At 68.6% G+C, this 21,581-nt stretch carries 18 protein-coding genes and 1 pseudogene; 3 read left to right on the top strand and 16 right to left on the bottom strand.

Annotated features, from left to right (window positions below; translation table 11 throughout):
- Window positions 1-33: 33 nt before the first annotated feature.
- The 11 genes from A6745_RS29530 to A6745_RS07535 all read right to left on the bottom strand — a co-directional run bounded on the left by A6745_RS29530 (window position 34) and on the right by A6745_RS07535 (window position 12,816).
- On the bottom strand, window positions 34-1,665 hold the full coding sequence (locus tag A6745_RS29530) for a methyl-accepting chemotaxis protein (protein ID WP_082852941.1): 1,632 nt from the start codon (window positions 1,663-1,665) through the stop codon (window positions 34-36).
- A gap of 571 nt (window positions 1,666-2,236) precedes the next feature.
- Window positions 2,237-2,893, bottom strand: a complete 657-nt coding sequence (locus A6745_RS07575; protein ID WP_066125288.1) for an SMI1/KNR4 family protein — start codon at window positions 2,891-2,893, stop codon at window positions 2,237-2,239.
- Between the two features lie 150 nt (window positions 2,894-3,043).
- Window positions 3,044-4,195, bottom strand: coding sequence for a PepSY-associated TM helix domain-containing protein (locus A6745_RS07570; RefSeq protein WP_231885930.1), 1,152 nt, complete (start codon window positions 4,193-4,195; stop codon window positions 3,044-3,046).
- A gap of 42 nt (window positions 4,196-4,237) precedes the next feature.
- A complete protein-coding gene (locus tag A6745_RS07565) occupies window positions 4,238-6,676 on the bottom strand; it encodes a TonB-dependent receptor (RefSeq protein WP_082852940.1) in 2,439 nt (812 codons plus the stop codon).
- A gap of 104 nt (window positions 6,677-6,780) precedes the next feature.
- A complete protein-coding gene (locus A6745_RS07560; RefSeq protein WP_066125281.1) occupies window positions 6,781-7,803 on the bottom strand; it encodes a FecR domain-containing protein in 1,023 nt (340 codons plus the stop codon).
- A 4-nt stretch (window positions 7,804-7,807) separates the two neighbouring features.
- Window positions 7,808-8,308 carry a sigma-70 family RNA polymerase sigma factor gene (locus tag A6745_RS07555; protein ID WP_066125279.1) on the bottom strand — a complete coding sequence of 167 codons (501 nt, stop codon included), beginning with the start codon at window positions 8,306-8,308 and terminating at the stop codon, window positions 7,808-7,810.
- Window positions 8,309-8,450: 142 nt separating this feature from the next.
- Window positions 8,451-9,959 carry a 5-methyltetrahydropteroyltriglutamate--homocysteine methyltransferase gene (locus tag A6745_RS07550; protein WP_066125277.1) on the bottom strand — a complete coding sequence of 503 codons (1,509 nt, stop codon included), beginning with the start codon at window positions 9,957-9,959 and terminating at the stop codon, window positions 8,451-8,453.
- A gap of 18 nt (window positions 9,960-9,977) precedes the next feature.
- Window positions 9,978-11,552 (bottom strand): hypothetical protein, encoded by a 1,575-nt coding sequence (locus A6745_RS07545; RefSeq protein WP_197488111.1) that lies wholly within the window; start codon window positions 11,550-11,552, stop codon window positions 9,978-9,980.
- A 20-nt stretch (window positions 11,553-11,572) separates the two neighbouring features.
- Entirely contained in the window at window positions 11,573-12,106 is a 534-nt protein-coding gene (locus tag A6745_RS28950) for a hypothetical protein (RefSeq protein ID WP_197488110.1), read from the bottom strand.
- A 47-nt stretch (window positions 12,107-12,153) separates the two neighbouring features.
- Complete coding sequence (locus tag A6745_RS07540) at window positions 12,154-12,516, bottom strand: DsrE family protein (protein ID WP_066125275.1); 363 nt, start codon at window positions 12,514-12,516, stop codon at window positions 12,154-12,156.
- Window positions 12,517-12,570: 54 nt separating this feature from the next.
- Complete coding sequence (locus A6745_RS07535) at window positions 12,571-12,816, bottom strand: sulfurtransferase TusA family protein (protein ID WP_066125271.1); 246 nt, start codon at window positions 12,814-12,816, stop codon at window positions 12,571-12,573.
- 400 nt (window positions 12,817-13,216) lie between these two features.
- Here A6745_RS07535 and A6745_RS07530 point away from each other — a divergent pair, with 400 nt between their 5' ends.
- The 3 genes and pseudogenes from A6745_RS07530 to A6745_RS28550 all read left to right on the top strand — a co-directional run.
- The gene (locus tag A6745_RS07530; RefSeq protein ID WP_066125269.1) at window positions 13,217-13,924 is read left to right on the top strand and encodes a Crp/Fnr family transcriptional regulator; all 708 of its coding nucleotides are present in this window, start codon (window positions 13,217-13,219) and stop codon (window positions 13,922-13,924) included.
- Between the two features lie 121 nt (window positions 13,925-14,045).
- On the top strand, window positions 14,046-14,309 hold the full coding sequence (locus A6745_RS07525; RefSeq protein WP_066125267.1) for a DUF4148 domain-containing protein: 264 nt from the start codon (window positions 14,046-14,048) through the stop codon (window positions 14,307-14,309).
- 5 nt (window positions 14,310-14,314) lie between these two features.
- Window positions 14,315-14,443, top strand: a pseudogene (locus tag A6745_RS28550) (porin); the annotation flags it as partial.
- 143 nt (window positions 14,444-14,586) lie between these two features.
- Here A6745_RS28550 and A6745_RS07520 read toward each other — a convergent pair.
- The 5 genes from A6745_RS07520 to A6745_RS07500 form a co-directional block, all read right to left on the bottom strand.
- A complete protein-coding gene (locus tag A6745_RS07520) occupies window positions 14,587-15,828 on the bottom strand; it encodes a toprim domain-containing protein (protein WP_082852939.1) in 1,242 nt (413 codons plus the stop codon).
- A gap of 16 nt (window positions 15,829-15,844) precedes the next feature.
- Entirely contained in the window at window positions 15,845-18,655 is a 2,811-nt protein-coding gene (locus A6745_RS07515; protein WP_066125265.1) for an ATP-binding protein, read from the bottom strand.
- On the bottom strand, window positions 18,655-19,362 hold the full coding sequence (locus A6745_RS07510) for a DUF4194 domain-containing protein (protein ID WP_066125264.1): 708 nt from the start codon (window positions 19,360-19,362) through the stop codon (window positions 18,655-18,657). The genes A6745_RS07515 and A6745_RS07510 overlap by 1 nt, the downstream gene beginning before the upstream one ends.
- Complete coding sequence (locus A6745_RS07505; protein WP_066125262.1) at window positions 19,355-20,695, bottom strand: hypothetical protein; 1,341 nt, start codon at window positions 20,693-20,695, stop codon at window positions 19,355-19,357. Before A6745_RS07505 ends, A6745_RS07510 begins: the two co-directional genes overlap by 8 nt.
- Before the next feature lie 110 nt (window positions 20,696-20,805).
- Window positions 20,806-21,522 carry a cobalt ABC transporter substrate-binding protein gene (locus A6745_RS07500; protein ID WP_407922722.1) on the bottom strand — a complete coding sequence of 239 codons (717 nt, stop codon included), beginning with the start codon at window positions 21,520-21,522 and terminating at the stop codon, window positions 20,806-20,808.
- Window positions 21,523-21,581: the final 59 nt, after the last annotated feature.

The following is a 21,581-nucleotide window of genomic DNA, read 5'->3' as shown; positions in this document are numbered from 1 at the left end:
GGCGGGGTAGCATCGCAGCCCTCCTTGCGTCGATCAGTGCGCCATCTCCAGCGCCCCCACCCGGCCGCCATACCCCACCTGCCCCGCCGACACCTCGATCACCTGCCCCGACGCCAGCTTGAAGATCGCCACGGCCGCGCGCAGCTTCTCCGCCTGCATCTCCAGCGACGACGCCGCCGCCGACGCCTCTTCCACCAGCGCCGCGTTCTGCTGTGTCACCGCATCCATCTGCGACACGGCCTGATTCACCTGCTGGATCCCGGCCGACTGCTCTGCCGACGCCGACGAAATCTCGGCAATGATGGTGCTGACGCGATGCACGGCGGTCACGATCTCGCGCATGGTGGCGCCGGCGCTTTCCACCTGGCCCGCGCCCTGCCGAACCTTGCCGTTGGAGTCGTCGATCAGCGACTTGATCTCCTTGGCGGCCTGCGCGCTGCGCTGCGCCAGCCCGCGCACTTCCGATGCCACCACGGCGAAGCCCTTGCCCTGCTCGCCGGCGCGCGCGGCTTCCACCGCCGCGTTCAGCGCCAGGATGTTGGTCTGGAACGCGATGCTGTCGATCACGCCGACGATCTCGGCAATGCGGCGCGAGCTGTCGGAGATCGCCTGCATGGTGGTGACCACCTCGTCGACCACGTCGCCGCCCCGCTGCGCCACGTCGGAAGCTTCCTTGGCGAGCTGGTTGGCGCCGCGCGAATTCTCGGCGTTCTGGTGCACCGTGGACGCGAGCTCTTCCATGCTGGCGGCGGTCTCTTCCAGGGACGCGGCCTGTTCTTCCGTACGGGAAGACAGGTCGGCGTTGCCCGCGGCGATCTCGCGCGAACCGGTGTGGATCTGCTCCACGCCGTCACGCACACTGGACACGGTGCGGATGAGGCCGTCCTGCATGCTCTTGACGGCGGCGAACAGCACGCCGATCTCGTTCTTCGAGGCCGCCACGATACGGCCGGTCAGGTCGCCGGCAGCGATGCGTTCGAAGATATGCGCGGCCTCGCGCAACGGCTTGAAGACGCGGCTGTTGAACAGGGAGAGCATGCCCGCCATCAGCAGCAGCACCACCATGCCGCCCACGGCCAGGGCGATCACCGCACGCTCGATGGTGGCGGAAGCATCGTCCGATATCTGCGCACCCACCTTGCTGGCATAGTCGACGTAGTCCAGCAGGCTCTTGGTGAACGCCGTCCCCATCGGCGTGACCTTCTGGTCGTTGATCGTCATGGTCCGCTGCAGGTCGCCGGCCAATGCGGCGGCGATCATCGGGTCGTAGGCCTCCTTGCGGTAAGCCTCGTAGGAACTGATCATTTCGCGATAAAGCGGGCCACCCTCGGCGGACGTATCGGGATGCGCCCGCAGCTTCCTGACGTACGAGTCGGCACGCTCGTTGTAGGGAATGGCGCGCTGGGCGATTGTCCTGGCGTCTTCGATGGCGCCGTCTTTCATGCGCGCGATGGCGTTAAGGGCCGACAGCCGCGCGCGCAGCAAATCACTGGCCAGGCGGTGCGCCTGGTCGCCGCGCACGACGTTGTTGTCCAGCAGCTCCTGGATCGCTACCCGATTGGTTTCCAGCATGCGGTAGCCGGCGATGCCGGTCGCCAGGAACAGCATAAAACAGATACCCAGCGCCCACATCAGGAGGGCGCGAATGCTCAGATTGGTAAACATGGATCTCAGGCTCGCCGTGCACGAACCTGCTGCTCCCCGCAGATTCATGAAAAAGACAAAAATATGACTGTTATGACGTCATTAACGACCTGCCCCGGGGACAACTTAACGATGTTGGGGAAAGATCGTGAGTTTTGCCGACATATGCAGAGTATTGCGCCTTGGCGGCACCTATATCGGCAATCTTTGCGATCGTCCTACCGCAGCCTGAACGGCGGCCCTGCGCGGATGATCCTCGGGGCAATCCCCCAGGCGCGTGATTATCTGGGCCCGGCGGTTTCCGGCTCGCCATCGCCTGCGCGCTTCTGCACGAATGCGCGGCACGAACGACACAGGCCAGGCTGGCGATCCGAAGACCGATGTCTTCACGACGTGGGACGCCCTGTGCGCCGACTGCAGCGCGTTGCTGGAACCCGTGGCGGACGGCTATCCCGTGCGCTATCGCACGCGCGGGTTTCCCAGCGAGGAACATCGCGCGCTTGCCCGCCGCGAATCGACGCCAGCCGGCAAGATGCAAAAAGCCCAGCGTCCAACCACGCTGGGCTTTTGCCCTGCAGCACGGCACGGCGCGTTATTCGATATCCCAGCGCGCCACCACCGTGAACCAGATCGGAGACGAACGCTTGAAGCGCTCGGCGCCGTGTTCGGCATCTTCCTGGGGCAGCAGCGACGGCACGGTCTCGGGCTTGGCCTTCGGGCCGGTACGGAACGTGCGCTTCTGCACCGACAAGCGGGCCGGCGCCGAGATGATCTTGGCATGATGCTCGGGCAGCGCGGGCGCGGTCGCTTCCACGCTGGCGCGCATCGCCTTGCCGATTTCCTGCGTATCGTCGCCCAGGTAAGACAGGTTGGCGTAGCTGGCCAGGTACGTGCCCGCGACGAAATCGGCGAAGCTGTCGTACTCGATGTCGTTCTCGTCATCGTCGTGCCAGACCATGGACACGCCCTGGCGGCCATCGGCCAGGCGCACCAGGCAGTACGCGTCGCCCGCGCCGCTTTGGGCGAAGGGAAAGAAACGGATGCCGTCCTGCGCCTCGGGGTTCAGCCACTCGTCGACGAGCTGCTGGCATTGCTGCGGCAAGATCCACTCGAAGTCGTAGACATCCGCCATCGCCGGCGTCTGGGCATCGGCGTGGGCCACGCCCTCGCGATACCAGGCCGCCAGTTCGGGCGGCAACTCGAAGCCGGCCTTTTGAGCGATGTCGGTGAACGATTTGAGCAGATCCATGCGTGACTCCAGAAAAAGATTCCCGCATTCTAGCCAGCCCACGGCCGGGGATTGGGTGACAGAGTTCAGACAAATCGAAACAAGGCGGCTTTCCATCCTCTCATTTTCGGCAATGCCGGCCGCCATCGGCGGCCCCGGGCAGCGCTCGCATCACGCACGGCGGGCGGTCTCGACGTGTGCTCGCACGATCTTGCGCAACCGTTCCCTGCCCTGCTTGCGCCTGGCCCACCACAGATACAGGCCACTGGCCAACACGATGATCGCAGCCAGATCCAGCGCGGCCCAGATGAGCTTCAACGGCATGCCCGCGTAGTCGCCATAATGCAGCGGCCGCGAGAACTGCAACGCGCGCATATACCAAGGCATCTCCAGCACGGCGCTCACTTGGCCGGTGCGGGCATCCACCAAGACCGCGTCGAACAGATGCTCGGCCAGCGGGGTCTCGCCCTTGGCCCACAGCAGATAATGGTGCGGCACACCATAGGCCTGACGGGGATACATCAGTTCCTCGACCACCCGGCCCGGCGCCGCGGCCCGCGCCACGGCGTACACGTCCTGCACCGGCGCCATCTGCCCGGGTTGCGGGACGGGGCCATCCCGCCATGCCGCCACCGCGGGCCGCACGTCAGTGGATATCCACAGCCTGAACAACGGCACCGCCAACTCGTGCAGCGCCCCCGTCGCGCCCATCATCAAGGTCCACACCAGCGCCACGATGCCCAGCAGGTTATGCAGGTCCAGCCATTTGATGCGCGCGGACTTGCCGGCGCGCACCGTGCCGAACGGCAGTTTCTGCATGAACGGGCCGTACAGCACGACGCCCGACACCACCGCGGCCACCAGCAGCAGGGCCATGAAACCCATGAACAACTGCCCAGGCAGCCGCGCATACAGGTCGATGTGCAGGCGCACCATGACCACCATCACCCGCTCGGCCAGGCTGCCCCGCGGCTGCGACGCGTCGGACTCATCCAGCAAGGCGCCCGTGCGCCGGTCGAACACCAGGCGCCGCTGGCTGGGCTGCCCATCGGCCAACGCCTGCGGCAGCGCCTGCATCTCGAACACCACCCTGGGCTCGCGGCGCCCGTCGAACACCGCGGTGAAGCGATAGCCGGGATGCCGGCGCGCCGCCTCGCCAGCCAGGACCCCCAGCGCCACCTCGGGATGATCCGGCACGGCCCGCGCGAGCGCGTGCCGCCCGTCCAGCCAGCCGACGATCTCGTCACGGAAAATCAGCGGCAGGCCGGACAGGCACGCGGCCAGCATGAACAGCGTGCAGACCAGGCTGGTCCATTTGTGCACGGCGTACCAGGTCCTGATACGCGCGGCCCGTTGCGCCACCGCTCAGAAGTCCGCGGACACCGACAGCAGGAAGGTGCGCGGCGCGGCCACCGTCAGGCCCTCACGCGCGGCGGACAGCCAGTAGTCCTTGTTGAACACGTTCTCGACGGTGGCGCGGAACACCATGGGCGTGCCGGCGATCCTGGTCGCGTAGCGCGCGCCCACGTCGACACGCGTCCAGCCCGGCAAGGACTGGGTGTTGCCCGCGTCGACATACTGGCGGCTGGTGCGCAGCATGCGCGTGGTCAGCGTCAGGCCGTCGACGAAGGGCGTATCCCATTCCACCGCGGCGTTGAACTGGAACCTGGGCACGGCGGGCGCCCAGTTGCCGTCGTTGACGCCCCCTTCGGTGCGGGTCAGGCGGCCATCGGTGTAGGCCATGCCGCCCAACAGGCGCAGGCTGCGGGTGACTTCGCCCTGCACCAGGAATTCCAGGCCGCGATTGCGCTGGCGGCCATCGGCCACGTAACGCATCGATCCGGCATCCAGATAGGCGCTGGGCCGCTCGATGTGGAAGGCGCTGAGGGTGGTGGCGAAGCTGCCGAAGTCGTACTTCGCGCCGATCTCGTACTGCTTGGACTTGGCGGGCGCAAAGGTCTCGCCGGCATTGACGGTGCCCGCCGGGGCCGTGGCGCCCTGGCTGAGGCCCTGGATGTAGTTGCCGTACAGCGACAGCCGCTGGACGGGCCTGACCGTCAGCGCGAAGGCGGGCGTATAGGCGCCCTCGCCATAGTCGGTGGTGCGCGCATTGGTGTCCGCGTTGAAGTTGACGATCTGCACGCGCTGGCGGCGGATGCCCGCGGTCAGTTGCACGGACTTGTCCAGCAGCGACACCGTGTCGGCCAGCGCCACGCTGTAGAGGCGCGAGTCGCTGGTCTTGCCCAGGCTGGAAGGCTTGGCGATATCGGGCTTGGCCAGGTCCACGGGGTCGTACAGATCCGAGAAGACCGTGGCCGAGCGCACCCGCTTGGACTCGTAGTCGATGGCCAGCGCACTGGCCGACAGCGAGGGCTCGTGCATGACCGGCCCCGTGCGCAGCTTGCCGCGCACGCCGACCTCGGCGGTGCGGCTGACCAGCGACTCGCCCAGGCGCGAGGGCACCGCGCCGATCATGCCGTCGCCGTCGAGCATCAGCCAGCTGGTCTGCAGGCTGTCGAAGTCGTGGCGGCGGCCGCCCACGGCGCCGTACACCGTCCAGTCATGGGTGACGTCGTACTCGGCGCGCACCATGCCGGACCACTCCTGGGCCTTCCAGTACGTCCAGCGTGGGAAGAAGTTGCGGCTGGCGTCGGGCGCACGGCCGATGGGCGTGCCGGCGCCGGGCGGAAACAGCAGGCCGCTGCGGGCATCGGTCACGCGATTCTGGTAGTTCAGGTCGCCCTCGATGCGAAAACGGTCGGCGCGATAGTCCACGCCCAGCGCGAAGGCGCCCAGGTCTTCCTTGCCATGGTCGATGTTCATGCCGCCGCCGGCGCGCTGCACGTTCAGGCGCACGCCCAGTTCCTGCTCGTCGCCGAAGCGGCGGCCCATGTCGGCATGGACGCCGAAATGGCTGTCTTCCATGTACGACAGCGTGACGCGGTTCAGCGGCTCGGCGCCGGCGCGCTTGGGCACCAGGTTGATGGAGCCGCCCACCGAACCATAGGGCGCCATGCCGTTGAGCAGCGCGTTGGGGCCGCGCAGCACCTCGACGCGCTCGATGCCGATCAGCGAGCTGGCGTTGCGCGGCGACACGCCGTACAGGCCGTTGTACGAGACGTCGTAATTGAACAGCGTGAAGCCACGTATGTTGAATTCGTCCCGGCCCGCGCCGCGCGCATAGGTGTTGCGCACCGAGGGATCGTTGACCAGTACGTCGCCGATGTTCTGCGCCTGCTGGTCTTCGATCAGCTTGGCGGTGTACTGCGTGGCGCTGAAGGGCGTATCCAGGAAATCCTTGTTGCCCAGCAGGCCGACGCTGCCGCCGCTGGCGACCTGGCCGCCGGCGTAGTCGGGCGAACGCGCCCCATCGGTGGCCGCGCCCGTGACCTGCACGGCGGGCAACAGCGTGACCGGCGACGATCCCTGCACTGCCCGCAGGACATAGCCGCCATTGGGTTGGCGCACGGCCTCCAGGGTGGATTGCGCCAGCAGCGCGCGCAGCGCCTGGGGCACGGAATAGCTGCCGCGCAGGCCCTGGGTCTGCAGGCCGTCGGTCTGGCTGGTGGAGAACGACAGCAGGATGCCGGCATCGCGGCCGAAACGGTTGAGCGCCTGCGTGAGCGGGCCCGCGGGCACGTCGTAGGCGCGCATGGCATCGGCCGGCCGGGTCTGCGCGGCGCCGGCCGGAAGCGCCAGCGTGGCCGTGGCGGCCAAGGCGCCCTGCACGATGGCCTGGCTCAGGCGGGTGAGATGAATGCCTGCGGCGGCGCCGCGGCGCTGGCCGGGCCTGGATCGATCCATGGTGCGGTTTCCCCTCGATAGCTGGATGAACGGTCTCTACCTTCCATGCCGCTCGGGAAACGAAAAGGGATCAATCCGGGCAGAAATAATTTCTTGCCTTCGCATCAGGCGCCGCGCTGGGCAGGCTTCACCGTCACCCAATACCGGGTGGTGAACTGCACGCGTACCGGCAGGGTGGCCGCCAGCATGTCCAGGATGCGGTCGGTATCGGACAAGGGATAGGTGCCGCTCACGCGCAGCGCGGCCACGGCAGGATCGCAGTCCACCCAGCCGCGCCGGTACTGCGACAGGCGCGACAGGAACCCCTGCAGGGGCATGTCCCGCGCCACGATCATGCCTTGCAGCCAGGCCAGGTCGCCGTCGTCGGCAAGCCCGTCCTGCACGGCCACGTCCCGGTTGAAATAGCCCCGCTGGCCGGCGTACAGGATCAGCGGCCGGTCATCGCCTCGAACCGGCCGGATTTCGACGGCGCCGTCGAAGACGGCCACCTGGCAGTCGCCGTCCTCGCTCCTGTCCGGCAGGTGCAGGCAGAAGCGCGTGCCCAGCGCGCGCAACCGGCCTTGCGGGGTGTCCACCAGGAAAGGCCTGGCGCGGCCGGACTCGGCATCGCCAAGCGGATCCTGCGACGTCGTGACCAGGATTTCACCTGCCAGCAATCGCACCACGCGCGCCTGCGCGCTGAAATGCACGTCGATGGCCGAGCCGGCATTCATCTGCACCAGGGTGCCGTCCGCCAGCCGGACCTCGGCACGCTCGCCGATCCCCGTGCTGCGGTCCGCCGTCCATGGCCGCCAGGGCGTGGCGTCGTCCAGCCACCAGGCGGTCCCGCCCACCACGAAAAGGCCGGCCAGGGCCTTCACCGCGCGGCGGCGCCCTTCCCGGTTCGGCGCGGCCAGCGCCGCGTGCGCCAGCGGCGACGGCAGGCCCGCCAGGCGGCTGCCGAACGACTCGATGCGCTGCCAGGCGCGTTCATGATCGGGATGGCCCTCGCGCCATTGGCGCCAGCGCGCCAGCGTGTCATCGGTGGCGTCGTCGGATTGCAGCGCGACCACCCAGTTCGCCGCCTGCCGCCGTACGTGCGGAGGGATGGGCATATCGATACCGGAGGGCTGGGCGGTGGCGGGCATGGCGCTATGCGAAGCAGCAGTGTTCCACGGCGCGGGACAGGTGGCGCTTGACGGTGGGCACGGAGATCCCCAGCCGCTGGGCGATCTCGCTCTGTTTCAGCCCGTCCAGTTGCGACATCAGGAAAACCTGGCGCACCGCCTGGGGCAAGCCGTCCAGGATGCGGTCGATCTCGACAAGGGTCTCGATCAGGACGGCGCGCGTCTCCGGCGACGGCGCGTGGGCCTCGGGCTGCAACGCCAAGGCTTCCAGGTAGGCCTGCTCGATACGCTGGCGACGCCATAGATCCATCATCAGGCCATTGGCGATGGTGGTCAGCAGCGCGCGCGGCTCGCGGATGGCGGGCGCGGCCTCCTTGGACAGAAGACGCACGAAGGTATCGTGGGCCAGATCGGCGGCCACGAACGCGTCCCCCAACTTGCGGGACAGCCATCCTCTCAACCAACCGTGATGGGCGGTATAGAGAACCTCGATGTCTTGCTGGAACGCCAACTTGCCGGCCACGATCTTTCCACGCTCGGAGGCCGGATGGCGGCCAGGAAAATGAGAATCGTTGGCATTATAAGGAATGATGCGCCCGGGAGAAGCCCCGACGGCAGCCTCGTTTGCCCGTATTGGCGGACGGGGGAGTCCCGGCCGGCCCCGCCGGTCATTGGCGGAACCGCTGCGCCGCCCGGGCGATCACCCGCAGCTTGTCCTGCGCGACCTGGGTGGAACAGATCGGGTTGTCCGCGAAGGTGGCGAAGCCGCAATCGGGATGCAGCAGCAACCTGTCGCGGCCGAACAACGCAATGCCGCGCTCGATACGGGCGGCGACGGCATCCTCGGTCTCGATGGCCTGATCCTTCTGGTTGACCACGCCGATACCGATGCGGGCATGATCCGGCAGCGCCTTCAGCATGGCCACGTCGCCCGCGCGCGGCGTGCACATCTCCAGCAGATAGGCGCCCACTTTCACCTGCGCCAGCATGGGCAAGAGCGGCGCGTAGTCGCCCGACAAGGCCACGCTTTCGTCGGGCGTCCAGTTGCCGCGGCACACGTGCAGGGCCGTGCGGTCCATCGGCATGCCGTCCAGCACGGCGTTCAGCAGGTCGCGCGCGAAATCCAGTTCCTGGTCGGGCGCCAGCGATTCGGACAAGGCGCCGCACATGAAGCTGCGCTTGTTCTTGGCGCCCGAAAACACCACCTCGGACAGCACGGGCTCGTCCAGCTGCACCAGCGAGGCGCCGGCATCCAGCAGCTCGGCCAGTTCCTCGCGCAGCACGCGCACCACGTCGGCCGCCAGTGCCTCGCGGCTGCCGTAGGCACGGTCGGAGATGCACTCCATCCACATCGTGCGGGTCAGCAGATACGGGCCCGGCAGCGCGACCTTCACCGGCTTGCCGGTGACCGAGCGCGCGAAATCCACCTCGTGCGCCACCAGCGGGCGCGAGCGCGACAGGCGGCCGAAGACGGCCGGATGCCGCACGTCGCCGGCCGGGATGTCCAGCGCGCGCAGTTCGGCGGCGAACGCTTCCGGATCGTCGACCAGCGGCAGCAGGTCGGTCAGCGGAATCAGCTGGCAGTTGTCCAGGCGCGAGGCCACGAAGCTGGCGTAGCTGTCGCGCCGCTGCTCGCCGTCGGTGACCAGGTCCACGCCCGCCTTCTCCTGCGCGGAGATGGCCAGGCGCACGGCGTCGTCGGCGGTCTCATGGAACGCGGTCTCGGGCAGGCGGCCCTCGACGTGGGCATGCATGGCGTCGATCATCCAGCGCGGACGCGGCCAACTGCCCATGCCGGTCACCGCCAAGGCCGGCACGGGCGCGGCCGCGACGGGCTGGCGGCGCTCGCGCGGCGTGGCCTGCCCGGATGGCTGGACGGACACCGCGGCAGGCACGGTGGGCGCGGCATCGCGTTCGGCCAGCCTGCCCTTGCACACCAGGAAACTGCGCTGGCCGTTGTGCCTGGTCCACGAGACCAGCTCATTGCCGGTCAGGCGGCACCAGGCGGGCAGGTCCTCATCGACCGAGATCTCGCGCGACTGGATTTCGAGCAAGCCGCCACGCGGCAGCGGATCGATGTGCCTGCGGATCAGCAGCAGCAGGCCATTGCCGCAATCGAGATCGCCGCCGTCGAAGCTGACATCGGGCGAGAGGCTATGCGAGGTGACGGGTTCCATGTCGATGCTCCTGTGCGCCTACGACCGGCGGCGGCGGCCCCACTCGAAGCCCACGCCCAGGCAGGCCAGGGCGAGGATGGCGATGACGATGATCAGCGAGGGCGACAGGCCGCCGCCGGATTGCGCGGCGGGCGCCGTGGCGGGCGCCGCTGCCGGCGCAGGGGTGGCGGGCACGGCGGCCGCGCCGGTGTCGGCGCGCTGCGCGGCGGCATAGGTGCGGGCCAGCATGGCCCGGCCCACGTCGAACAGGATGGCCTGGCCGGCCACGCGGCCCTGCCCCAGCACCAGATCGACGTTGGTCACGTCGGGACCGCCCAGGTTGATCGAACGCGCGCCGTCACGGTCCTGCACGTGCCAGCCGGTGACCTTGCCATCGGCCACGGAGTCGACCACGACCTTGAAATAGCCCTCCGGACCGGAATAGGACTCGCCCGGTTTCAGGCGGATCTCTTCCTTGTTGACCAGCATGAAGCCGAACTCGTGGCCCGTGGGGCAGCCCACCGGGTAGCCCGTGAACCGGGCGTCATGCACGTAGTCCTGGCCGTAGCGCACGCTGAACGCCTTGCCGTAGACCTTGAGATTGGCGCGGTCGCCCTCGAAGGCGGTGGGCCAGGGCGACAGGAAGGCCACCATGTCGCCATCCTCGAACACCAGGGCCTTGCGGGCCTCGGTATCCTCGATCAGGCGTTCGGGCCGGATGGGGCCCAGCGTGCGCGAGGCCGTCACCTTGCCGTCCTGCAGCACTTCCAGGCTGACCGTACCCTTGGCCGCGTCCACGGCGGCCACCCGCACGGTGCGCGCGCCGACCTGCCATTGCTCGCCGGCAGCCGCCAGGCCCTTGTGGACGGTTTCCTCGGCATACACCATGCGATCGGTGCGCACGCCGCTCAGCCAGTCGAACACCATCTGCCTCGGGGTGACTTCACGCGCCTGGCCCTGGTTGTACAACTGGTTGAAGCGCGTGCCCCACCAGTTGGTCTGGCTGGCCGACAGGATGGGATTGCCGAACGCCCACTCCCAGTCGGTGCCCGAGATGCTGCGCACGTGCAGCGCGTGGTTGGTCGTGGTTTCGTGGCCGACCGTCGCGTAGTAGTGATAGACCTGCCCGCCCACGGCCACGCTGCCGCCGGCCGGGATGGTGACGTTCTCCTGCACCTCGATCGACATGTCGTAGTCGATGTAGGTGGTCATGCGGCCCAGTACCGGCACCTGCTCGCCGCGCAGGGCCACCTCGCCGCCCCAGGTGTCTTCCAGGTAGTACAGGCCGCCCGCGGGAATCACGACCTCGCCGTTCTCGACCCGGCTCTGGCGGATGAACACGCCGTCGTACTTGGGAATCTTGCGGCCGAAGTCGTCGGTGACCATGCGGTACTGCGGCAGGCCGGGCAGGCCCGGCACGTAGGCCGGCTTGACCGGACGGTCCGCGATCAGAGAGAACGGCGGCGGGGCCTTCGTCTCGGGCGCGATGGGATGCGCCAGCGGCATGCCGGGATGCGCCGGCGTCAGGATGGTGGCGTAGTCGGCCGCGGCGACAGCCGATGCCGCGTGCAGACAGGCCAGTGCGGCGGCAACGGCGGCGAAACGGGTTTTCATGCGTAATCCTTTTGTGATTCTCAAGCCTGCGCCGCGGGCTGCGAACCCGGCTGGCGCGGCGGCAAAGCGCAGGCGCTGGCGCGCCGCGACAGGAACAGCACGCCCCACCCCGTCAGCAACAGCGTATTCAGGGCGATGAGCGATTTGGGCACGTCGGCCAGGAAGCCGCCCGCGATGCCCAGCCCGACCACCGACAGCGCGGGCGCCAGGCAACTGACGCACAGCGCGGACACCGCCAGCACGCCGCTGCCCGCGGCCACGCCGGCCGAGGCCTTGCCGCCGCGCCGGCCGATGGTCCAGGCAAAGGCCATGAAGGCCAGCGCCAGCCCCACCGTAAGGGCAACGAAGTACTCTTCCTTGCGCACGAAGCTGATGGCCCAGGCCTGCGAGCGTTCGTAGGCCACGGCGCCGCTGGCCGACAGCTCGCCGGGCAGGAAGCCGCACTCTTCCGCCGCGGCGGCGGTGGCGGGCACCTCGAACACGGCATAGCTGACGGCCACATAGCCCAGCACGGCCAGAAGAAAGACGATGGACATCAAGCGGCGGGGAATCATGGAGACCTTCCTGGTGGAGACGAGGGCGCCGCGGCGCCCAGGAAAAATCAATAGCTGATGCTGGGAGCGTTGTCGCTCATGAACTCGACCAGCTTGGCGCCGCCGACGATCTTCGCGCCAGCCACCAGGTTGTTCTCGTCCAGGGCGCGCTTCTTGAAGCACGGCGAGCAGACGTAGATCTCGCCGCCGGCGGCCACGAAGTTGTCCATCAGTTCCTTCAACGGCGCGAAGCCCTCTTCGTGGATGTCGTCGGCATAGCCCTTTTGCGACAGGCGGGTGCCTTCGATCGACAGGAAGACCAGGGTCTGCTTGTCGGACGCGACGGCGGCGTTGGCGACGACGAATGCCACCGTGGCACGATCGGTGTTGTCCTTCGAGCAGGTCAGGGAAACGACGAATTTTCCAGCCATGGTGAATCTCCGTATCAAAAATGAGAAGAAAAAGGCGATGACGGGATCGCCGGCCTACCAGTCCGACCGCGACCGTATCCAGAAGGTGTGGGTCTCGGGTTCGTAACGTTCGAGTTCGTTGCGGGTCATGCGGCAGAAAGCGGGAATGTCGTGGATCGCGCCGGCGTCATGCGCCACCACGCGCATCACCTGTCCGGGCATGCGCTTGAGGTGCTTGCGCAGCTTCAGGATGAGCTCGCCGCAGCCCATCTCGCCCGCATCCCAGAAATCGGCCCCGTCGCCGGGGGTCGTTGTCGACATGACTGTCTCGCAGAGTTGTGCCGCCGCGCGGATCGGCGCAGGCGGATGAAGGAACGCCGGCGTGGGGCATGTCCCATGCGGCCGGCGCGCCAACCCGGGCAGCCGCGCGTCACGCGCGCGGCGCACGGATTCAGGACGGGGGATGAACGCGCAGGTGGACGGTCATGGCAAGAACCTTGCACAGTCGGGCCGCAGGGGGTGGCCACGCAGCATATGGCCGGAAGAAACAAGCACATATATTACCGCCCATTACCGGGGGTCGGTCAGCCACTGCACCGGCGAATCGGACGCCTGCCGATTTCGCCAGAAATGAAAAACTGATTCCAACAGCAGTACAGGTGGCCCGGACCTATCATCGGGTACGCGCGCCCCTGCCCGCGCCCTTGGATTCCCTTTCTCCATGCCGTCCGCCCTGCCCCCCAGCTCCCTGGCCCTGCGCCGGGTCCGCCTGCTCGACGTGCTGTCCACGGCGCAACTGGATGCCCTGGCCGTGCAATGCCAATGGCTGCGCCTGGACGCGCAGCAGGCATTGCCCGACAGCCGGCGGGACCAGGAATCGCTGTACTTCCTGGTGGCGGGGCACATCCGCATCATGACCCACGCGGCCAATGGCAAGACGGTCACCATCGCCGACATGGCGCCTGGCGATCACTTCGGCGAGATGGCTGCCATCGGCGGCGCGGCCACCGCGCAGAAGCGCGTGGCCGTCGAACCCAGCCTGGTGGCGCGCCTGGACCACACCCGCGTCCTGCAGTGGCTGCGCGAAGAGCCCAGGCTGTCCTATCGCCTGCTGTGCGGCCTGACGGACAAGACGCGCGCGCTGTACCAGCGCGTGGTCGAGCTCAGCACCCTGGACGTGCGCAGCCGCCTGCTGGCGCAGTTGCTGCGGCTGGTGCAGTCCGCCGAGGTCGACGGCAACCGGGCCCGCATCGCACACGCGCCCGCGCACAGCGCGCTGGCCAGCATGATCGGCACCAGCCGCGAGCAGGTCACGCGCGAGCTGGGCGCCCTGACGCGCAAGGGCCTCCTGAACAAAAGCGGCCACGTGCTGTGCGTGACCGACGTCGCGGCGCTGACGCGGCAGTTCGAGCAGCAGGTATCGGCCTGATCGAATCGCGCCGCGATGTGAGAAAACGCACACGCCGCCGGACAGGGCGCTCTCCATAATCGCTCGTGCGGAAATGGCGTAGCCACGCCCTTCCATCCATGACGTACAAAGGAGATGCATCATGCTTACCCGGCAAATGCTGCTGGCCGCCTCGGCACTGCTCATCGCGCACGCCGCCACGGCGCAAACCGCCCCCACCACGGCGCAGCCCTCCCCCGCTGCCCCCACGACCCGCGAAGCCGTCCGGCAGGACCTCGACGCCTGGGTGAAATCGGGCATGGCCGAGTTGACCCGCCGCCAGGAGACCCCCGATACGAATTCGGCCGAGTACCAGCGACGCCTCGCCCGATACCATGAACTGCGTCGCCAGCAACAGACTCATTGATCGCCCTGGGCAGCACGTACGACCTGAGCAAGCGCACCGACCTGTACGCCTGCGCGGCCTACGGCAACAGCTACGCCTTCCGGGAAGACGTGAAGGGCACGGCCATGGCCGTGGGTATCCGCCACAAGTTCTGATCCCCCGATCGACTCCGGAAACAAGACGGGCCTTCTGCAAAGAAGGCAGCGCTTGGGCCCGGCGGAACACCTGCCTGCCATGCTGGTGGGCATCGCGCTGCCGGCCAGCACATCCGGGATCGATGCCGGCCGGTTTCCAGGGCCTACAGCCAGCCTTCCTGCTCGGCTTTGCGCGAAGAGGCGGCCATCGCTTCGCACAGATCCCGAAGCACGGCGGGCAAGGCCGGCCGTTGCAGCAACGCGCCGATCAAGCGGCGGTCATGCGCATTGAGCGGCCAATTCTGCCGGGCCGCGTCCAACTGCCCGGCATCCATCAGGTGCGGTTCCCAAGGAAGTCCCAGGCCTTCCCAGAGCGAGCCCACCGCGCAGGCGATATCGACGCCGGCCGGATCCGCGTCCGCACTGATCCAGGCGGGCGCGGGCAATAACGACAGCAGGTGCGCCATCGCCTGCAGCCATTGGCGGCCTGGACGGCCAGGCAACCAGACCAGCGCGACCTCGGGAGCCAGCTTCGCGGCTTGGCGCTCGAAGCTGGCCCGGTTCTCGACAAGCCACCAGCGAGCCGGGCCCCTGGCCGAGTCGGCGCGGCCCACGTCCTCGATCGGCAGGCCTTGGAAGCGCACGGCGCCCACATCGATGCGCCGGCCCTGCCGTGATAGCAACAGGTCTCCCGCCAACCAGATCAGCGGTGCGAAATTCGAAATATTCAGCCGCTCCAGATCGAAGCTCGCCTCCAGCCAGCGCCAGTCCGCCAGGCTGATCGACTTGGTCGCCCCCTGCGCGCGCAGCGCAAAATCGCGCCGCATGCCCTGTGCGCCGGCGTCATGCCAATCGGCCAAGGCATTCAGCAGGTCCAGACGCGTATCCAGTACGTCGATCCGCAGCGACTTGTCGCCGCGCAACCGCTCCAGGGCCTGGGCAAGCTCGTCATGCAGGTCGGGATCGAGCCTGTGGGTATCCGGCATGGCCGCTCGCGCCTCCAGCCATGCCTGGGCCTGCGCGATGCGGTCCTGGCGTTGCCGCCCCCGTTCACGCGGGCCCGTGATCCCCAACAGTGCCTGCAGCCGGGGCAAGTCTCGCCACGTGACGGCATCCCAGGACCAGACGCCGCCGCGCAGCTTCTCGTGGCGAACGAGCCATCCCTGGCGCAGCAGCGCGTCGCAAAGCGCTTCGGCCCGTTCGATACCGTTCTGGCCCGCCTCGGTCATCAGGACGGCGCGGCTACGGCGGCTGGCGTCGGAACGTACCCATCCGCGCAGCAGCGTCCTGTCCTCCGGGGTCAAGGCCTCGGGCAAGGCGTCCGGCACGGGGCGCCGCGCGCGGCGATCACGGGCATTGCGTCCGCGCGGCACATCGTCCCAGGCCTGTTCATGAGGGTTCGACATGCGCGCGGCGCCTCGATCAGTGCTTCTCGGTGCGCCGCTGCAGCACGCCGATGGGCGGCGCCCAGCGCGCGTCGCGCGGCTTCTTCGCGGTGACCAGCGTGATATCCGCAGGCTCGAACACCTCGACATTATGCGTGATCGGCGTGGTCAACACGTACTGCGCGCGCGTGGACTTCAGGAAATGACCCACCAGTTGGATGTTGCGTACGTCCAGGTGCGCGAAGGGTTCGTCGATGAAGACGAAGCCGCCTGGCGTTTCCTCGTCCTTCAAAAGGCCCACCAACAGGATCAGCGACTTGATCACCTGTTGCCCCCCGGAAGCCTCGCCGTCGTTCAGCCCGATCTGGCCCTTGCCGTCGAAGTTGAAGCGCACGCGCAGTTCCGCCTGGCGCAGCACGGTGTCGTCGTTGTCCAGGTGCGGCATGTCGGCGCCCACCTCGACGCCGGCCAGCGTACCCAGCTCGACGATGTTCTGCCGATAGCGCCGCACCGTGGCGCGCAGCACGTCGATGTAGCGCTCACGGGCGTTGTTGACCGCCACGGCCGCCGCGTCGTTGCTGGCGCGGCGTTGGCTCAGTTCCCCTTGCTGGCCGGCCACGGTGGCCTGCATCAGGACGTGCTTGTCCTCGACGGTGGGATCGGTCTCCCATTCGCCGTCATCCAGTTCTCGCTGGACCGTTTCGGCGCGCAGGCGGGCCTGCGTGGCGTTGGTGTAGTGGCCGCGCAGCTCGTCCAGGGTATCGGCGGCGATCCAGCGCGCCGGAAAACGCTTGCGCGTCTCGCGCGAAGCCGCCGCCCGCTCGCGCAGCGCCTCATGGCGTTCACGCAGCTCACGTTCGGCATTCTGGGCATTGCGTTCGCTGTCGGTCAGGCTGCGCTGCACGCGGTCGTATTCGGACTTAGTGCGATGCTGCGTCAGCAGGGCCTTGGAATGTTCCTCTTCCAGCGCCTGCCAGCGGTCGCCGGCCTGGGCGCGCGCCTGCTTCAGGGCCGGCAGTTCGCGGCGCGCCTGCTCGAATTCCTCGGCGCGCCGGGCCAGTTCCTCGGCGGCCCGGTGCCCCTTGGCGGCGGCTTGCGCGGCGTCGGTCTGGCGGCGGATCTCGCGCTGCTTTTGCGCCAGCGCGGTCATCTCGTCGTCGATGCGAGCCAGGCGCTGTTCGAGCGCGGTGCGGCGGCCCAGCACGGCGGCGGCGCCGAACTGGTGCTCGGCGGGCTCCACCCACACGCTGCGGCCACCGCGCGGATCGCGGTAATAGGCCTCGGGCGTGATCCATTCGCCGCCCTGGCGGCTGCCGGCCTGCGTATCGGCCACGCGGCGGATCTGGCCCAGTTGCCGAAGCAGCCAGACCGGCGCGGGCGCGGAGAAACGCAGCACGGCCAGCAGGCTGTCCGGATCGGGACGGGCCGGCGCATCGGCCGACTCCGGCACCAGATAGTGGCGATAGCGTTCGCGCTCGGCCAGGGCCATGGCACGGCCCTCGTCGGCGGGATTGCCCAGCACCACGACCCACCGCGCCGCGCGCAGCACGCCTTCGGCGGCGGCGCGCCATTGCTCGTCGGCGATCTCGATCACGTCGGCCATCACATGATGGTCGATGCCGGCCTGGCGCAGCACGCGCTGGAAGCGCAATACTTCGGATGGCGGCGGCGCACGGCGTTGTCCTTGCAGGCCGTCCAGCGACGACTGCGCGGCGTCGCGCTGCGCCTGCAGCGCATGCCATTGCGCGGCCAATGTGGCCTTTTCCTGTTCCAGGGCCTGCACGCGCTCGGCCAGCAAGGCGGCGTCGCCTTCGACCTCGGCGAGCTTGCGCAGCTCGGCGGCGTGCTTGAGCACTTCTTCGACGGGACGCTCGGCGTCGCGCGCCTGTTCCTGCGCGGCACGCGCCGCGGCGCGGTCGGCTTCCAGACGCTGCACGGCCTGCGCGGCGTCGGTCTTGGCCTGCAGCAGCTCCAGCAACGACTGCCGGTAGCCGGCGCGCTGGCGCACCTCGCCGGCCTGATGCAGGCGCTGGCGATGCACGTCGCGCAGCTTGCCGGCCAGATCCTGGCGCTCCTCGTGCCAGGCCAGCACGGGCACCACTTCAGTGGCCAGCCGTTCGCGTTCGCGCAAACGCGCCTGGTAGTCGCGATAGCGAGTCACGCGCGACTCGAGATGCGACAACTGCAATTGGCTGTGCGACAGTTCGCGCTCGGCCGCTTCCACCTCATCCAGCAGTTCGCGCTGATGGCGGCGCGCCTCTTCGTAGCGGTCCAGCACTTCCTGGTCGCCGAACACGTCGAAGACCAGGCGCAGCAGTTCCTTGGGCGAGTATTCGCACAGGCGGTCGGTCTGGCCCTGCTCCAGCGCCAGCACGCGGGCGATGGCGCGCGACAGGCCCGCGCCCTCGAGCCGCTTGCGCCAGTGCTCGATGCCCAGCCAATCCTTCTGCGGCAGTTCCATCAAGGTTTCGATAGAGACGTCGCCCTCGACCATGATGTAGCGCCGCTGCCAGTCGCCGCTGTTGCGGTCGATGCGGCAGGCCAGCGTGACCTGGTCCGAATACAGCAGGTTGCGCGCGAACGGCCGGCTGGAGGTCTGCCTGCCATGCGGCTTGTTGTCCACGACGGCGCGCAGCCACGTCATGTCGGCGTTGGCGTGGCGGGCGTAGGTCTTGTAGTTGCGGCCGCCCGAGCATTCCAGCCCCAGCAGCGTGCGCATGGCATCCAGCAGCGTGGTCTTGCCCGAGCCGTTGGGGCCGGCCACCGTGATGATGGCGCCGTCCAGCGGCAGCGACAGCCGCTGGCAGTAGTCCCATTGCAGCAGTTCCAGGCTTTGCAGGTGAAACATCAGGACAGTCCTTCCGCGGAATCGGTATCGGCGCCGGCTTCGGCCAGTTCGTCCGGCTCGGCCATCTTCTGCGTGCGCGCCAGCACGCTGCCCAGGGCGCCATCCAGGATGCGTGGCGCCATCGTGTCGTAGTCCAGCAGCAGGTCCAGCAGCGGGCCTTCGGCGATGTCGTCGCCGCGCCGCACGACGAAGCCATGGGTTTCCAGCCGGCGCAGGTTGGTGTCCAGGCGCGTCTTGCGGCCCAGCTGCGCGCCGAAGTCGGCCAGCAGTGCCCGGTACGACACGATGGGGCTGACTTCGGCCGCGCTGGGCATCGGCCGTTCGGCCTGGAACATCTCGTTCTGCCGTTCGCCCTCGGCGCTGCTGGCGCGAGCCGCCTGGCGTTCGCGCTTGGGCAGGATGATCAGGGCCCACAGCACCACCAGCAACGAGATACCGTCGCGCGGCAGGTCCGCGTTGTTGCTGGCATTCAGGCCGGCTTCGCCGAACACGGCGGTCTCGGCGCCGCGCAGCAGCGCCACCGAGACATGGTCGGAATGGATGTTGTCCACCAGGCGCAGGCCCACCTGGGCCAGCCGGTCTTGCACGGCCTGCCAGAGGTCGGCGTCGACCAGGGCGCGGCGCACCCTGGGGTGCTTGCGGGGCAGCCAGCGGCGCGCCAGCAGTTCGGCCGCCAGCACGGCGGCTTCGTCGAGGGAATCAGTCATTTTTTTCCTGGATGTCCGGATGCAGGTGCCCCGCGCTGAGCCTGGCGACGTGTTCGTCGTCGACCTTCACCACCCTGGCGGTCAGCACCGCGCGCCATGGCGAACGCGCCAGGTCGCCGGTCTGGCCCTGCAGCGTGCGCGCCTGCGCATCGCCCAGCAGCGGCAGCAGTTGCATGCGATAGGCCGCCTGGGCGAAACGGCCGCCCAGCACGGCCTGGGCGACGGGTTGCGGCGCGGGCGGCGCGCCCTCGGCGGCCGCGTTCTGCCAATCGGCCAGCAAGCCGATCAACGCGCCCAGCTCGGCCGGCATGCGCAACGCCTCGATCTGGCCCTCGGCCGCCTCGGCGGGCGGAGGCAGCCCCGTGGAACGATGGGGATCGGGCCGGTCGCGCTCGAATTCGCCTTCGGCCACGTCCAGCAGGTCGGCGGCGCTGGCGAACAGCGGGCGCACGCCCGTGGACAGGGATTCGCCCACCAGTTCATGCAGGGCGGGATGGGATTGCAGCCAATGCCGCACGTCGGAACTGGTGATGCCGGTGCTGCCCAGCGTGACGCGTTGACGGTCGGCCTGCTGCATGGCCCGTGTGAATTGGCTGGCCATGGACAGCAGGCGGGCCTGGCCGTGTCCCAGCGCGCGCGCCTCGCGCTCCAGGCGGGGGTCGCCATGCTCGCTGCGGATCAGGGCCGTCAGTGCCTCGCCGGCGCGCTCCACCAGGCCCAACGCCCGTTCGAAACGCGGCTGCGCCTCGCGCAGACGCGCCTCGGAGCCGCTGGCGATGGCGTCGGCGAATTCGTCGTGCAGGCGGGCCAGCTGGGCGTGCAGATGCTTGATGTGGCCGGCATCGGACAGGCCCAATGCCTGGGCGCCCGCGACCTGCGCCAGCAGCGCGGCCATGTCGTCGTCCTCGCTGGAGGCGCGCGACAAGGGCGCCAGCATCGCCTGCACCTGCTGCGCCAGCGGCGGCAGGCGATAGTCCTGGGCCGTGGCGTCCCACGCCAGCAGGCCCAGTTCGCGCAGGCGCTTGAGGGCCATGTCCAGCGCCTCGGGCTTGAGCGCGTGCAGCAGCAGGTTCAGGTCGTCGCGTTGCAGGCGGGCCTGGGGCTGGCCGGCGATCTCCAGGAACGCCCATACCCGCAAGCGCGCGGCCGCATGGCCGCCCGACAGCAGGCCGCGCAGGGCGTCGAGCACGTCCAGGCGCTGTCCCAGCGCCCAGGCCACCGGCGACTCCAGCGCCAGGCTGGGATCGCGGAAATAGCCCTCGAAGGTATTGCCCGCCTCGGCGTCTTCCGCCAGGGGCGAGTCGAGCGAGACGGTCTGGTCAGGGTTGGACAATGGACGGCCCTGGTGGGGGAAAACCGCACAGTTTACCGGGTGAGACCCGCGCCCCCTGAAGCCGCGAGCCGCCGGGGCGCGTGATGCGCCCCGCGCGATGACAGGACGCCTTACTTGTGCGGCGTGGCGGCGGGACCCGCCGGGATGGCCGCAGCACCGTCCGGCTTCACGTAGGTCAGCGACGTCACGTAGTTGACCACGTCGTACTTCTTGCCGTCGCGCTCGCCGCCCGCACGGTCGGCGTGGCCCACTTCGGCCACGTACGCGCCCTGCCACGGCATGTCGAACGTCACCAGGCCCTTCTCGTCGGTCCAGCCCTCCTTGGCCCAGCCCGACTGCACGACCCATGCGACCTTGGCCTTGGGCAGCGGTTGACCCTTGTACGTCACCTTCAGTTCGCCCGGCTTGCCCGTGGGCACGATGTCCAGGGTCAGCCTGGGGGACTGCTCGGTGAAGCCGGTGATGTAGCGCGCGGCGGGGTGATACCAGCCGGTGATGCTCCTGTCGCCCTGCTTGTAGGTGTTCAACGGATAGGCCGCGTCCTCGGCCACGATGGCGTCGCCCGAGGCGGCCTTGAACGGCAACGCATAGCCGTCGGCGGTTTTCTTGCCTTCGGCGGACTGCGCACCCTTGGCGGTGATCAGCGTGGCGGTGGGCTTGCCGAACTTGTCCAGCAGGCCGGGCGAGGCTTCACGCAGGTTGTCGCCGAACTCCCCGAAACGCAGCACGGCATCCTGGCCGTCGGGCTGCTCCAGCCAGACCTGGTGAGCATGGGCGGAAGCCAGGCAGCCAAAGGCCGCGAGCGTGGAAATCAAAGTCTTCTTGATCATGTGGGTTCCTATCGGGGCGAGCCAACTCTTATTGGTTGGAAGCCGTGCGTCGAGGC

The sequence above is a fragment of the Bordetella ansorpii genome (assembly GCF_900078705.1).
Taxonomy (GTDB): domain Bacteria; phylum Pseudomonadota; class Gammaproteobacteria; order Burkholderiales; family Burkholderiaceae_B; genus Bordetella; species Bordetella ansorpii_A.
This window is presented reverse-complemented; position numbering and strand designations above follow the sequence as displayed.

Bases quoted from the DNA above. Each gene is read 5' to 3' on its own strand.
- A6745_RS29530 (WP_082852941.1), bottom strand. From the start codon at position 1,665: ATGTTTACCAATCTGAGCATTCGCGCCCTCCTGATGTGGGCGCTGGGT.
- A6745_RS07510 (WP_066125264.1), bottom strand. From the start codon at position 19,362: ATGACTGATTCCCTCGACGAAGCCGCCGTGCTGGCGGCCGAACTGCTG.
- A6745_RS07575 (WP_066125288.1), bottom strand. From the start codon at position 2,893: ATGGATCTGCTCAAATCGTTCACCGACATCGCTCAAAAGGCCGGCTTC.
- A6745_RS07540 (WP_066125275.1), bottom strand. From the start codon at position 12,516: ATGGCTGGAAAATTCGTCGTTTCCCTGACCTGCTCGAAGGACAACACC.
- A6745_RS07535 (WP_066125271.1), bottom strand. From the start codon at position 12,816: ATGTCGACAACGACCCCCGGCGACGGGGCCGATTTCTGGGATGCGGGC.
- A6745_RS07530 (WP_066125269.1), top strand. From the start codon at position 13,217: ATGCCGTCCGCCCTGCCCCCCAGCTCCCTGGCCCTGCGCCGGGTCCGC.
- A6745_RS07525 (WP_066125267.1), top strand. From the start codon at position 14,046: ATGCTTACCCGGCAAATGCTGCTGGCCGCCTCGGCACTGCTCATCGCG.
- A6745_RS07545 (WP_197488111.1), bottom strand. From the start codon at position 11,552: ATGAAAACCCGTTTCGCCGCCGTTGCCGCCGCACTGGCCTGTCTGCAC.
- A6745_RS07565 (WP_082852940.1), bottom strand. From the start codon at position 6,676: ATGGATCGATCCAGGCCCGGCCAGCGCCGCGGCGCCGCCGCAGGCATT.
- A6745_RS28950 (WP_197488110.1), bottom strand. From the start codon at position 12,106: ATGATTCCCCGCCGCTTGATGTCCATCGTCTTTCTTCTGGCCGTGCTG.
- A6745_RS07515 (WP_066125265.1), bottom strand. From the start codon at position 18,655: ATGTTTCACCTGCAAAGCCTGGAACTGCTGCAATGGGACTACTGCCAG.
- A6745_RS07550 (WP_066125277.1), bottom strand. From the start codon at position 9,959: ATGGAACCCGTCACCTCGCATAGCCTCTCGCCCGATGTCAGCTTCGAC.
- A6745_RS07520 (WP_082852939.1), bottom strand. From the start codon at position 15,828: ATGTCGAACCCTCATGAACAGGCCTGGGACGATGTGCCGCGCGGACGC.
- A6745_RS07560 (WP_066125281.1), bottom strand. From the start codon at position 7,803: ATGCCCGCCACCGCCCAGCCCTCCGGTATCGATATGCCCATCCCTCCG.